This window comes from Streptacidiphilus neutrinimicus (genome assembly GCF_000787815.1).
GTDB classification, from domain to species: domain Bacteria; phylum Actinomycetota; class Actinomycetes; order Streptomycetales; family Streptomycetaceae; genus Streptacidiphilus; species Streptacidiphilus neutrinimicus.
Genome location: NZ_BBPO01000021.1, coordinates 38635 through 51713, shown reverse-complemented (window position 1 = coordinate 51713; position 13079 = coordinate 38635). Strand labels below are relative to the sequence as shown.

7 protein-coding genes are annotated in these 13079 nt (G+C 73.2%); 1 reads left to right on the top strand and 6 read right to left on the bottom strand.

Going from position 1 to position 13079, the window contains the following annotated elements:
* Positions 1–36: 36 nt before the first annotated feature.
* On the bottom strand, positions 37–231 hold the full coding sequence (locus TR48_RS15885) for a hypothetical protein (RefSeq protein WP_042367437.1): 195 nt from the start codon (positions 229–231) through the stop codon (positions 37–39).
* 101 nt (positions 232–332) lie between these two features.
* Between TR48_RS15885 and TR48_RS15880 the strand changes: the two genes are divergently transcribed.
* Entirely contained in the window at positions 333–755 is a 423-nt protein-coding gene (locus TR48_RS15880; protein WP_042367436.1) for a MarR family winged helix-turn-helix transcriptional regulator, read from the top strand.
* Between the two features lie 2 nt (positions 756–757).
* Here the strand turns inward: TR48_RS15880 and TR48_RS15875 are convergent, their stop codons facing one another.
* The 5 genes from TR48_RS15875 to TR48_RS15855 all read right to left on the bottom strand — a co-directional run bounded on the left by TR48_RS15875 (position 758) and on the right by TR48_RS15855 (position 12806).
* Entirely contained in the window at positions 758–2074 is a 1317-nt protein-coding gene (locus TR48_RS15875; protein ID WP_042367545.1) for a M1 family metallopeptidase, read from the bottom strand.
* 112 nt (positions 2075–2186) lie between these two features.
* Positions 2187–6221 (bottom strand): Pls/PosA family non-ribosomal peptide synthetase, encoded by a 4035-nt coding sequence (locus TR48_RS15870; protein ID WP_042367434.1) that lies wholly within the window; start codon positions 6219–6221, stop codon positions 2187–2189.
* A 325-nt stretch (positions 6222–6546) separates the two neighbouring features.
* A complete protein-coding gene (gene hrpA, locus TR48_RS15865; RefSeq protein ID WP_084729470.1) occupies positions 6547–10611 on the bottom strand; it encodes an ATP-dependent RNA helicase HrpA in 4065 nt (1354 codons plus the stop codon).
* A 217-nt stretch (positions 10612–10828) separates the two neighbouring features.
* On the bottom strand, positions 10829–11311 hold the full coding sequence (locus tag TR48_RS43260; protein WP_161789840.1) for a GNAT family N-acetyltransferase: 483 nt from the start codon (positions 11309–11311) through the stop codon (positions 10829–10831).
* A 520-nt stretch (positions 11312–11831) separates the two neighbouring features.
* A complete protein-coding gene (locus tag TR48_RS15855; protein WP_042367432.1) occupies positions 11832–12806 on the bottom strand; it encodes a quinone oxidoreductase family protein in 975 nt (324 codons plus the stop codon).
* Positions 12807–13079 lie beyond the last annotated feature (273 nt).

The window sequence follows — 13079 nt, the reverse complement described above, 5'->3', positions numbered from 1 at the left end:
GGGGGGGGGCACGCGGGCCCCCGCCCCGGGGCGGGTTCAGCCGCCGCCGCAGCCGCCGACCGCGCTCGCACTCGCGCCGAGCAGCAGCACGAAGCCCACGGCGAGCCCGGCCAGTGCGACCAGGGAGATCAGCACCGCCAGTGCCGCCTTCCGGCTGCGCCGCCGAGCGGCGTCCGCCCGCGCGGCCTGCACCGCCGGCGGGATGTCCGTCCAGATCGTCTCGGTCGTCATGCCTCCTGGGACGTGGGCGACCCCGGATCGGTTTCATGGAGTCGTCCTGTACCGACCACGGATAGTTGAGGTCATCAATTTCACGGACGTAGACTCACTCCATGAGCACCAGCAAGGCGGAGTTGATGGACGTGATCGCGGCCGTAGGCGGCGCGTACTACCAGGACTTCGCCGCCGTCGCGGCCCGGCAGGGCCTGACCCCCGTCCAGGCCAAGGTCCTGGGCGCGGCGGTCCGCGCGCCGCTGCCCATGCGGGCCCTGGCCGAGGCGCTGGTCTGCGACGCGTCGAACGTGACCGGCATCGTCGACCGGCTCGAGTCCCGCGGCCTGGTCCGGCGGGAGGCGGGCCCGCAGGACCGCCGCGTCAAGATCGTCACCGCGACGGACGAGGGCCGCGCGGCGATCCTCGCCGTCCGCGAGGACATGAAGTCCGTCCACGACGCCCTCGACCGCCTCGACGAGGCGGAGCGCGACGCCCTGCACGACATCCTGCAGAAGCTGCTGCCGGCACTCGCCGCGCGGTAGCGCTACCGGGGGAACGCCGGCAGGGCCGCGTCGTAGAGCCACTCGTGCAGCAGGCCGTCGATCGGCTGCGCGGTGTAGCGGCGGACGTGGGACCGGAACGCGTCCGTGCTCACCACGCCGTGCCGGTGCAGGCGGGTCCAGTCCCGCAGCATGCGGAAGAAGGCCTCGTCGCCCAGGGCCACGCGCAGCGCGTGGACGGTGACGCCGCCGCGCTGGTAGAGGCGGTCGTCGAACATCAGGCGCCGCCCCGGGTCCGCGATTCGCAGGTCCTGGGGGAGTGTGACGAGCAGCTGGTACGCCTTCACGGCGCGTTCCGCCGCCGGCGCGCCGCCCGTGGCCTCGGACCAGAGCCACTCCGCGTACTTGGCGAAGCCCTCGTTGAGCCAGATGTGGCTCCAGTCCGCGACGCTGAGGCTGTTGCCGAACCACTGGTGGGCCAGCTCGTGGGCGACCATCCGCTCGGACTGCCAGCCGGGCTCGAGGTGGTTGGTGCCGAAGGTGGCCATCGCCTGGGACTCGACGGGGACGTCCAGTTCCTCGTCGACGACGACCGCGGTGTAGCGGTCGAAGGGGTAGGGGCCGAACAGGTCCTGGAACAGCCGCATCATCTCCGGCTGCCGTGAGAACGCGGCGGCGAAGGCCGGCACCTTGGGGTGCGGCGCCCAGCCGAACTGCGGCACGCCCTCGGCGTCCGGGTCGTCCAGGCGGATCTGGTGCAACTGGCCGATGGCGATGCCGACCAGGTAGCTCGCCGTCGGCGCCGCCTGGTCGTACACCCACGTGGTGCTGGACGACTTCACCGTCCGGGTCAGCGGTCGGCCGCCCATGGCCACCGCGTAGGACGAGGGCGTCGTCAGCGAGATCTGGTACGAGGCCTTGTCCGCCGGGCGGTCGTTGCAGGGGTACCAGGAAGGGGCGCCGGTCGGCTGGCTGGCGACGAGCGCGCCCTCGTCCAGCTCCTCCCAGCCGATGCCGCCCCAGGGGCTGCGGACGGGCTTCGGGTTGCCCGTCCAGTGCACCTCGACGGTGAAGGCCGCGCCGGGGAGCAGTGGCTTGACCGGGCGGACCCGCAGCTTGCCCGCCCGGTGGGCGTAGTGCGGGGCCTTGCCGTTGACCAGGACCCGGCCGATGCGGAAGCCCGGGGCCAGGTCCAGGGCGAAGTCGGCGAGCGGGCCGCCGCCCTCCACCGCTATGGCGTTCAGGCGCGCCGAGCCGGCCAGGCGGTTCGGCTCGGGACGGTAGTCGAGCGCGATCTCGTAGCGGTGGACGTGGTAGCGCGGGTCGCCGCTGGTCGGGAAGTACGGGTCGATCTCGGGCACGCCCGGTCTGCCCGTCGCGTGCTGCTGCTGCCGGGCCTGTCGGGGACTCACCGGTGTTCCGCTCCCTGCCGCTGTGCTTCCGTGCGTCGCTTTTTCCCGCCCGGGGCAGGTGTCAGTCCTGCCACGCCTCGATCGGGTTGCCGAGCCAGCGGGTGTCCGCAGGCACCGACTCGCCGCCCATGACGAGCGAGGCCGGTCCGAGCGTGGTCCTGGCCCCGACCCGGCTGCCCGGGAGGACGATGCCACCCGGACCAAGGGTGGCTCCTTGATCGAGGATCACAGTATCCATGCGCATGATCCGGTCGTGGAAGAGATGGGTCTGCAACACGCAGCCGCGGTTGACGCTGACGCCGTCCCCGAGGGTGACCAGATCGGACTCCGGCAGCCAGTAGCTCTCGCACCACACGCCGTGTCCGACGCCCACGCCCATCGCACGCAGCCACGTGGTCATCACGGGCGTGCCGGTGGTCCGGCCGACCAGCCACGGCACCGCCAGCACCTCGACGAAGGTGTCGGCCAGCTCGTTGCGCCACACGAAGCCGCTCCACAGCGGGTGGTCCACCGCCTTGAAGCGGCCGACCAGCAGCCACTTCGCCGCGATCGCGACGACGGCGGCCAGCACGCCCGAGCCGAGCAGGACGAAGCCCGCGAGGACAGTCCACCCGCTCTGCCACAGCGCGCACAGCGCCGCCCCGGTGAGCACCGCCAGCGCGGCGGAGAAGAAGACGGGCACCAGCCGGCACAGCTCGACCAGGCCGCGGGCCCACAGCAGCCGCGCGGGCGGGTCGTAGGTGAGCCCCTCGTCGGACTGCGCGGCGGAGCGCGGCAGGCGGACCGGGGGCAGGCCCAGGTAGGAGGAGCCCTTCTTGGCCTTCTTGGGCGTGGCCGACAGCACACCGACGAGACCGCCGTCCGGGACCGAGCGGCCCGGGCCGGTCATGCCCGAGTTGCCGAGGAAGGCGCGGCGGCCGATCTCGGCCTTGCCGATCCGCATCCAGCCGCCGCCCAGCTCGTACGGGGCGGTCAGGGTGTCGTCGGCGAGGAACGCGCCGTCGCCCACCTTGGTGAGGCTGGGCAGCGCCAGCACGGTGGAGACCTCCGCGCCGCGGCCGACCTTCATGCCGAGCAGCCGCAGCCAGATCGGGGTGGCCAGGCCCGCGTAGAGCGGGAAGAGGGTGTCCCGGGCGGCGTCCATCAGCTGGCTGACCGTCCACGCCTGCCAGCCGACGCGGCCGTGCACGGGGTGGTGTCCGGTGCGCAGCCCGATGCTGAGCAGCCGGACGCCGGCCAGCACCAGCAGCGCGTAGGTCGCGCCGTAGGCGAGGGCGGCGGGGACGACGGCGAGCAGCGCCCCTTGCAGGGCGGCGACGCCGCCCTCGCCCGGGGTGACGAACTGCGCGGCGATCAGCGCCGCCGGGGCGGCCGCGAGGAACGGCAGCAGGGTCAGGAACGCTCCGCTGGCACCGTAGGCGGCCGACCAGCGCAGATGACGCGGCGGGCGGCGCTTGGGCCAGGCGTGGTCGGCCTTGCCGAGCTTGACGGCCGGGACGCCCCCCCAGCGCTGGCCGGTCGGGATCTGGCCGGTGACGCCGGAACCGGGCACCACCTCGGCGCGCTTGCCGACGCGGGCGCCGGGGAAGAGCACCGTCCGGGTGCCGACCACGGCCTGGGAGCCGACCTTGATCGGGCCGACCTCGACCCGATCCCCGTCCAGCCACCAGCCGGCCAGGTCCACCTCGGACTCGACGGCGCAGCCGCGGCCGAGCTTGAGCATGCCGGTGACCGGCGGCAGCGAGTGCAGGTCCACGTCCTCGGCGATGCGCGCGCCGAGCGCGCGCCCGTAGCGGATCAGCCAGGAGCCGGAGAGCTCGGTCGCGCCGCTGAACTCGGCGAGCCGCTCGGCGGTCCACAGCCGCAGGTGCGTGGAGCCGCCGCGCGGGTACGTGCCCGGGGTCAGGCCGCGCAGCAGCAGGCGCGTGCCGCCGGCCGCGATCGCGATGCGCCCGGGCGGGGAGAAGAACAGCAGCGCGGCGGAGCCGACCAGCCACCAGGAGGCTGTCGGTGCCCAGGTGTACGGTCCGAACCAGTGCAGGACGTTGCCCAGCGCCAGCAGGGCGGTCCCCCAGCGCAGTCCGACCAGGGTGAGGAGCGGCACCAGCAGCGCCAGCTGGATCGCCTGTGCGCGGCGCGGTGTCGGGGTGATGACGCGCTGCTCGCCGCCGGTGCGGGCCGAGCGGTCCAGCAGCTTGGCCTGCTTGCGCAGCGTCGGGTAGGCGTAGACGTCGAGGACGGCCACGGACGGGTAGCGCTCGCGCAGCAGCGTGGCCAGGCGCGCGGCGGCCAGGCTGCCGCCGCCGATCGCGAAGAAGTCGTCCTGGTGTCCGGTCACGGACACGCCGAGGATCTCGGTCCACCGTTCGGCCAGCCACGCCTCGGTGCCCTCGAAGCGTTCGGCGGCCTCGTCCTGACCGGCGTCGGGCAGCGGCCAGGGCAGCGCGTCGCGGTCGACCTTGCCGGAGGTGCGCGTCGGCAGGTCGTCCACGACGGCCAGGATCGGGACGAGTGCGGCGGGCAGCTCCTTGCGGAGCCGCTCGATCGCCTCGGTGCGGTTCCACTCCTCACCGGTGACGACGTAGCCGACGAGCAGCTGGTTGCCGCCGCGCGCGGTGCGGACGGCGGCGGCCGCGCCGGCGACGCCGGGCAGGGCCTGCAGCCCGGCGTCGACCTCGCCCAGCTCGATGCGCCGGCCGCCGAGCTTGACCTGCTCGTCGGCGCGCCCGAGGAAGACCAGCCCCTCGGCGTCGGCGCGGACCAGGTCGCCGCTGCGGTACGCCCGCTCCCAGCCGAGCGAGGCAAGCGGCGCGTACTTCTCGGCGTCCTTGGCCGGGTCGAGGTAGCGGGCCAGGCCCAGGCCGCCGATGACGAGCTGGCCGGAGCCGCCGATCGCCACCGGCTGCTCCCGCTCGTCCACGACGGCCAGCTCCCAGCCGCCCAGCGGCAGGCCGATGCGGACCGGCTGGTCGCGCTCCATCAGCGCGGCGCAGGCGACGACGGTGGCCTCGGTCGGTCCGTAGGTGTTCCACACCTCGCGGCCCTCGGTGACCAGGCGGGCCACCAGCTCGGGCGGGCACGCCTCGCCGCCGAAGATCAGCAGCCGGACCTCGCTGAGCGCCTCGGCGGGCCACAGCGAGGCGAGGGTCGGCACGGTGGAGACGACGGTGATCTCCTGGTCCACCAGCCACGGCCCGAGGTCGGCGCCGCTGCGGACCTGCGCACGCGGCACGGGCACCAGGCAGGCGCCGTGGCGCCAGGCCAGCCACATCTCCTCGCAGGAGGCGTCGAACGCGACGGAGAGCCCCGCCATGACGCGGTCGCCGGGCCCGATCGGCTCCTCCTGGAGGAACAGCGCGGCCTCGGCGTCGACGAAGGCGGCGGCGCTGCGGTGGGTGACCGCGACGCCCTTGGGCTTGCCGGTCGAGCCGGAGGTGAAGATGATCCACGCGTCGTGCTCGGGCATGGGACGGCCGGCGGCCTGCGGCGCGGGCGACTGCGCCGCCTGCGGCACGGCAGCGGCCTGCGGCTGCGCGTCCTGCACCTCCTGCGACGGCACGGCCTGCGACTGAACGGTCTGTGACAGCCCCGCCTGCGACTGAACGGTCGGCGACAGCACGGCCTGTGACTGCCCCGCGGGTGACTGCGCCCCCTGCGGCGCGGCGTGCTCGGGCTTCTGGTGCAGCGTCAACTCGTGCGCCGCGCCCATGACCGCCCTGACGTCCGCCTCACCGAAGACGAGCGCCGCGCGCTCGTCCGGGTCCTCGAAGTCGACGGGCACGTAGGCTGCGCCGGCCGCGAGCACGGCGAGGATGCCGACGTAGAGGTCGTTGGTGCCCGAGGGGATCCGCACCCCGATCCGGTCGCCGGGGCGGACGCCCGCCGCGACCAGTCGCCTGCGCTGCGCCTCGACCGCCGCGGCGAGCGCGCGGTAGCTCAGCTGCGTCTGTCCGTCGTCCAGCGCGGGCTCGTTCGGGTGGGCCCGAACGGTGGCGTCGAGGACGTCCACGAGGGTACGCGTCGCCGCACCCGCGCCCGCGCTGAACAGCGCGGTCGGTGCGGCGGGTGCGGGCTGGGCGGTGGTGGCGGTGGTCATCAGGCCCTCGTCCCTTGGTGACAAGAGAGTCGAGTTTACCGAACCGGGCCCGGCAAACCGGGCATGTGTGACGCGTGACCGCTCCCGGGACCCCCGTGACGGGCCGCTCGTACGAGGTTCCCGCCCCGACGACGGCCCTGCTCGGAGCGCCTTCGCCACGCTCACGACGGGACGGCCGCACACGGGCAGGGGCTTGCGCCGTCAGGGGCACGCGCGGCCGGGAGAGTGCGGCCGAGCCGAGGTCGACCCGCGGTCGAGCCGGGTTCGAGGCAGGGCGCCGGGTCGGGCCGGAGGCCTGCGCTCCCGGCCCGATCCGGGGTGTCCGTCAGGCCAGAAGGGCGTCGACGGCCTTCAGGATCCGCTGCTCGGAGATCGAGTACGGGGTGCCCAGGGGCTGCGCCCACAGGCTGACCCGCAGTTCCTCGATCATCCAGCGGATCTGCAGGACGCCGTCCTCGTCGCGGCGCTCCGGCGGCAGCTCCGCCAGCAGCTCGGCGTAGGCGTCCTGCATCCGGATGACGGTGCTGGTGCGGTCGCGGTCGCGGACCGGGTCGTCGGGGAGCTTCACCAGGCGGCGTTCGACGGCCTTGAGGTAGCGCAGCAGGTCCGGCAGGCGGCGCAGGCCGGTCTCGGCGACGAAGCCCGGGTGGATCAGCTCCTTGAGCTGCGTGCGGACGTCCGTCAGGCCGGTCAGCAGCGCGAGGCTGTTGCCGATGCCCTTGAGACGCTCCTGGACCCGGTGGTGGACGGCCAGGATGTTGGCGGTCTTCACCACCGCGTCCGCCGTCGCGTCGTACAGCTCGCCGCGTACGTGGTCGCGGAGCTTGGCGAAGTCCTCGCCGTCCCAGGCCGGGCCGCCCGCGTCGGCGATCAGCTTGTCCGCGGCCGCCACCAGGCAGTCGGCGAAGAGCGCCTCGGTGCTGCCGTGCGGGTTCGCGGCCAGCGCCAGCTTGGCGCCGTTGCCGAGGCGCGACTGGATCGAGTTGATCGGTGAGTTCGCCCCCAGCAGGATCAGCCGCCGGGTGCCCGCGACCATCGCGCGCCGCTGCTCGTAGGGGGTGTCGAGCAGTTGCACGGAGACGGAGTCGCCGTCGTCGACCAGCGCCGGGTAGCCCTTGACGGTCTGGTTGCCGCGCTTGGTCTCGAAGGTGTGCGGCAACTCGCCGATGGTCCACTTGGTCAGTCCGCGCTTCTCCAGCCCACCGGCCGCCTTGGCGATGGCCTGCTGAGTGCGGGACTTCAGCTCCAGCTTGAGCCGGTCCAGGTCCTTGGCCTCGGCCAGCTTGCGGCCGCGCTCGTCCTCCACGCGGAAGGTGATCCGCAGGTGGTCGGGCACCGCCTCCAGGTTCCAGCTGTCCCGGGGGACCGGGAGGCCGCGCAGCCGGTGCAGTTCCCATTCGAGGAGCTCCACCAGCGGCTTCTCCTCCGCCTCGTCCACATGCGCGGCCAGCGTCTGCAGCAGGCGCCTGGCGTAGTCGGGCGCGGGGACGAAGTTGCGGCGCAGCGCCTTGGGCAGCGAGCGGATCAGCGCGGTGACCAGCTCCTCGCGCAGGCCCGGGATCTGCCAGTCGAAGCCGCTCGGCTTCACCTGGTTGAGCAGGGTCAGCGGGATGTGGACGGTCACGCCGTCCTGCTCCGTGCCCGGCTCGAACTGGTAGGTGAGCGGCAGTTCCAGGTCGCCCTGGCGCCACACGGACGGGTAGTCCCGCTCGGTGACGGCCTCGGCGCTGTCGTTGACCAGCAGTTCGGGGGTGAACGTCAGCAGGTCCGGCTTGGCCCGGTGGGCCTTCTTCCACCAGCTGTCGAAGTGGGCCGCCGAGACGACCTCCTGGCCCACGCGCTGGTCGTAGAAGTCGAAGAGGGTCTCCTCGTCGACCAGGATGTCGCGGCGCCGGGCGCGGTTCTCCAGCTCCTCGACCTCGTCGAGCAGCTTGCGGTTGTCGTGGAAGAAGCGGTGGTGGGTGCGCCAGTCGCCCTCGACGAGCGCACGGCGGATGAACAGCTCGCGCGACAGCTCCGGGTCGATCTTCCCGTAGCCGACCTTGCGGCCCGCCACGAGCGTCAGCCCGTAGAGGGTGACCCGCTCGAGGGCGACGACCTGGCCCCGGTCCTTCTCCCAGTGCGGCTCGCTGTAGTTGCGCTTGATCAGGTGCTGGGCCAGCTCCTCGATCCACTGCGGCTCGACCTTGGCCGCGATCCGCGCCCACAGACGCGAGGTCTCCACCAGCTCGGCGGCCATCACCCAGGCGGGCGTCTTCTTGAACAGGGCGGACCCGGGGAAGACGGCGAACTTCGCGCCGCGCGCGCCGAAGTACTCCTGCTTCTCGGCGTCCTTCGAGCCGACGTGCGAGAGCAGACCGGACAGCAGCGAGCGGTGGACGGCGTCCCCGTCGACCTCCTCGGGCATGTGCGCCGCGCCGAGGTCCACGTCGAGGGACTTGGCCACCTGGCGCAGCTGCGCGTCGATGTCCTGCCACTCGCGGATGCGCAGGTAGTTCAGGAACTCGGCCTTGCACATGCGCCGGAACTGGCTGCTGCTGAGCACCTTCTGCTGCTGCTTCAGGTAGCGCCAGAGGTTCAGGTAGGTGAGGAAGTCCGAGGTCGGGTCGGTGAAGCGGGCGTGCAGCTGGTCCGCGTGGGTGCGCTTCTCGACGGGCCGCTCGCGCGGGTCCTGGATGGAGAGGGCGGCGGCGATCACCATGACCTCGCGGATCACGCCGTTCTTCTCCGCCTCGAGCACCATGCGGGCCAGGCGCGGGTCGACGGGCAGCTGGGCCAGCTTGCGGCCTATGGGCGTGAGCCGCATCGCCTTGCCCTGCTGGGCCGCGGCATCGCTCTCCAGGGCGTGCAGCTCCTGGAGCAGGTCGATGCCGTCCTTGATGTTGCGGCGGTCCGGCGGCTCTATGAACGGGAACGCGGAGATGTCGCCCAGGCCGGCCGCCGTCATCTGCAGGATGACCGAGGCGAGGTTGGTGCGCAGGATCTCCGGGTCGGTGAACTCCGGGCGGGAGAGGAAGTCCTCCTCGGAGTAGAGCCGGATGCAGATGCCGTCGCTGGTACGGCCGCAGCGGCCCTTGCGCTGGTTCGCGCTGGCCTGCGAGACCGCCTCGATCGGCAGCCGCTGCACCTTGGTGCGATGGCTGTAGCGGGAGATGCGGGCCGTGCCCGGGTCGATCACGTAGCGGATGCCTGGGACGGTGAGGGAGGTCTCCGCGACGTTGGTGGCCAGCACGATCCGGCGGCCGGTATGCGGCTGGAAGACGCGGTGCTGCTCGGCGGAGGAGAGCCGGGCGTAGAGCGGCACCACCTCGGTGTTGCGGAGCCTGGCCTTCTCCAGGGCCTCGGCGGTGTCGCGGATCTCCCGCTCGCCGGAGAGGAAGACAAGGATGTCGCCCTGGCCCTCGTGGCCGAGCTCGTCGACGGCGTCGACGATCGCCTGGACCTGGTCACGGTCCCGGTCGATCCCGCCGCCGCCCGACTCGTTCCCGTCCTCGTCCTCGTCGACGCCGTCGTCGATGATCGGGCGGTAGCGGACCTCGACGGGATAGGTGCGGCCGGAGACCTCGATGATCGGCGCGTCCTTGCCGGTGCGCGGGTCCGCGAAGTGGCGGGCGAAGCGCTCCGGGTCGATGGTGGCCGAGGTGATGATCACCTTGAGGTCAGGGCGCTTGGGCAGCAGCTGCCGCAGGTAGCCCAGGATGAAGTCGATGTTGAGGCTGCGCTCGTGGGCCTCGTCGATGATCAGCGTGTCGTACTGGCGCAGCTGCCGGTCGTTCTGGATCTCGGCCAGCAGGATGCCGTCCGTCATCACCTTGATCGCGGTCTGCTCGCTCACCTGGTCGGTGAAGCGGACCTTCCAGCCGACGGTCTCGCCGATCTCGGTGCGGAGCTCCTCGGCGACGCGTTCGGCGACCGTGCGGGCCGCGATGCGGCGCGGCTGGGTGTGCCCGATCAGGCCGCGCACGCCACGGCCGAGCTCCAGGCACATCTTGGGGATCTGGGTCGTCTTCCCGGAGCCGGTCTCACCGGCGATGATCACGACCTGGTGATCGCGGATGGCCTCGAGGATGTCCTCCCGGCGGCCGCTGACCGGCAACTCCTCCGGGTAGGCCGGGGTGGGCACGGACGCCCGGCGGCTCTCCAGCCGCAGCTCGGCGGCGTCGACCTCGGCGGTGATGGAGGCGAGGACGCGCTCGCGCTTCTCGGGCTCGCGCACCTTCCGCAGACCCTCGAGCCGTCGCCCGAGCCGCGACTCGTCACGGAGCGAGAGCCCGGTCAGCCGGGCGGCCAGAGCGCCGAAGTCCCCGCTCGGCGCGGAGGCCTGCGCGGACGCGTGCGCGGGGCGGCGGCGGGGACGGGGGGACGCGGTGTTCTGCTGCTGGGTTCCCATTGCACGGACAAGCGTACGCAAGGGGGTGCGCCGCGTGTCGAGCCGTTATCGGTGAAGCGGCTCAAAGGCGCGGCCCCGGAGCGGGAACGCGGGCGCGGCCCGCCCGTCGGCACCTCGTTCAGCGCTTTGTGCGGCGCTTTGTGCGGGCCGCCTGTTCGGCCCTGGCTCAGTCCTCGCCCAGCCGGCTCCGCCCTTGCTCAGCCGGCTCCGCCCTTGCTCAGCCGGCTCCGCCCTTGCTCAGCTGGAAGTGGACCATGCCGTCCGCCGGAGGCACGGGCACCAGGGCGAACCCCGCACGGAGCAGGACCGCCTGCGAGGCGCTGTTCGCCGGCGCGGTCCGCGCGGTGACGGCGCCGACCTCCGAGTGCTCCAGCGCGAGCGCGGAGAGGGCCCGCACGGCCTCGGTCGCGTACCCCACCCCGCGCGCCGAGGGCGCGAGCTCGTACCCGAGCTCGACCTCGCCCGTCGCGGTCGGCGGCCCGTGGAACCCGATCCCGCCGATCGCCTGGTCGTCCGCGCCGCGCACGATCACGAAGAGACCCCAGGGCGGCACGTACCACCCGACCTCCGCCGCGCTGGCGGTGATCCCCGCCAGCTCCCACACCCCTGGGCCCGGCGCTTCCACCACCCACTCGAACCCGCTGGGGTCGAACGGCGGAGGCGCGAGACAGAGCCGCAGGCGAGACGTGGTGAGGAGCACCAGCCGACTATGCCACTCACGCGGCCCTTTTGCGGCCAGCGGCTCACAACACCCGAGTCCCGCACCGACCCGCGCAGGCCGGCGCGCCGTCGGTCGCCTCCCGCAGCTTCGCCGCCTGGGTCTGGCGGCGCGACGGTGGCCTGGCGTGCGGGCCTTGCCCTCCGGGCTTGCCGGGCAGGGGGCTGGTCGGTCCTCGGGCGGGCGTGGCCGGGAAGCCTGGCTGCGGGGCGGTCCTGGGGGCTTGGCGGGGTACCGGCCCCTCCGTCGCCCCGCCGGGCCCCTGCAGGCTTCGCCGCCTGGGTCTGGCGGCGCGATGGGGGCCTGGCGGGCGGGCCTCGCCCTCAGGGCTTGCCGGGCAGGAGGCGCTGGTGGGTCCTCGGGCGGCGTGCCCGGGGCCTGGCTGCGAGGCGGTCCTGGGGGCCTGGCGGGGTACCGGCCCCTCCGTCGCCCCGCCGCCTCCTGCGGGGATCCGCCGCTCCGCCGCCGCTCGGAGGGCTTGTGCGGGAGGGGCGGTGAGCCGTCAGTGGGTGTGGAGGAGGAGCTTGCCGGTGCTGGTGCGGCTTTCCAGAAGGCGGTGGGCCTCGGCCGCGTCGTCGAGGGCGAACTCGCCCGTGACCGGGATGGTGATGTCCGCGCGCTGCGCCTCGCGGAACGCCTGCTCGGTGAGGACGCGCAGGCGGGCCGGGTCCGCGGCGGCGAGGCCGAGGATGGAGAAGCCGGCCACCGAGAGGCCACGCGGGGCGAGCTCGGCGAGGCCCGCGCTCCACGCCGCCGCGTCGCCCGCGTTGCCGAAGGAGACGGCACGGCCGAAGCGGGCCAGCGCCGCGACACTGCGGCGCCAGCTCTCGCCGCCCACGGGGTCGAGGGCGATGTCGACGCCCCGGCCGTCGGTCGCGCGCAGCACCTGCTCGTCGAAGTCCTCGCCGACGAGGATCTCGTCGTAGCCGGACTCCTTCGCGGGAGCGGCCTTCTCCGGACGGGAGACGACGCCGAAGATCCGTCCGGCCCCGGCGGCGCGGGCCAGTTGGCCGGTCACCGTGCCGACGCCGCCGGCCGCGCCCTGGACCAGCACCGTCTCGCCCTCGCGCAGCCGGGCCACGTCGTGCAGGAGGGCGTAGCCCGTCGCGAGCACGGTGCCGAGCGCCGCCGCGTCCCGCAGGTCGAGGGAGTCGGGCACGGCGAACGTGGTGGCCGCCGGGGCGACGACGCTCTCCGCGTAGCCCTTGCGGTTCAGCATGGCGAAGACCCGCTGGCCGACCGTCAGGCCGGTGACACCGGCGCCGAGGGCGCGGACCGTGCCGGAGACCTCCAGACCGGGCTGGAACGGAAGGGACTCGATCCGGTAGCCGGTCGAGCGGGCCTTGGCGTCGGCGAAGTTGACGCCGGCCCAGTGCACCTCGATCGCGACCTCGCCCTCGGCCGGCTCGGGCTCGGGAAGGTCCACGACCCGGAGCACCTCGGGGCCGCCCAGCTTGTCGAACACAACAGCACGCATCTCGCACTTCCCCCAGCGAAGTCATAGTGTTCGGTGATCATCGAACACTGTCGTGGCTCTGAGTGTACGACATCCGACGAACACTTCCACCCAGCTTCAGACGCAGCGTCAGGACGTCAGAACTCCGGGCCGTCCTCGTCGTCCAGGTCGGACTCCGTGGACTCGCCGCCCTTCGCGTCGGCGTAGCGCTCGACGACGTGCGTGTCCATCGGGAAGCGGACCGGTGTGTCGCCGAAGACCAGCCGACGAGCCTCCTCCGCCGAGGCCGTGACC

What these genes read in the sequence shown, in the direction of transcription:
- TR48_RS15855 (WP_042367432.1), bottom strand. Translation starts at nt 12,806, where the DNA reads ATGCGTGCTGTTGTGTTCGACAAGCTGGGCGGCCCCGAGGTGCTCCGG.
- hrpA (WP_084729470.1), bottom strand. Translation starts at nt 10,611, where the DNA reads ATGGGAACCCAGCAGCAGAACACCGCGTCCCCCCGTCCCCGCCGCCGC.
- TR48_RS15870 (WP_042367434.1), bottom strand. Translation starts at nt 6,221, where the DNA reads ATGACCACCGCCACCACCGCCCAGCCCGCACCCGCCGCACCGACCGCG.
- TR48_RS15880 (WP_042367436.1), top strand. Translation starts at nt 333, where the DNA reads ATGAGCACCAGCAAGGCGGAGTTGATGGACGTGATCGCGGCCGTAGGC.
- TR48_RS15885 (WP_042367437.1), bottom strand. Translation starts at nt 231, where the DNA reads ATGACGACCGAGACGATCTGGACGGACATCCCGCCGGCGGTGCAGGCC.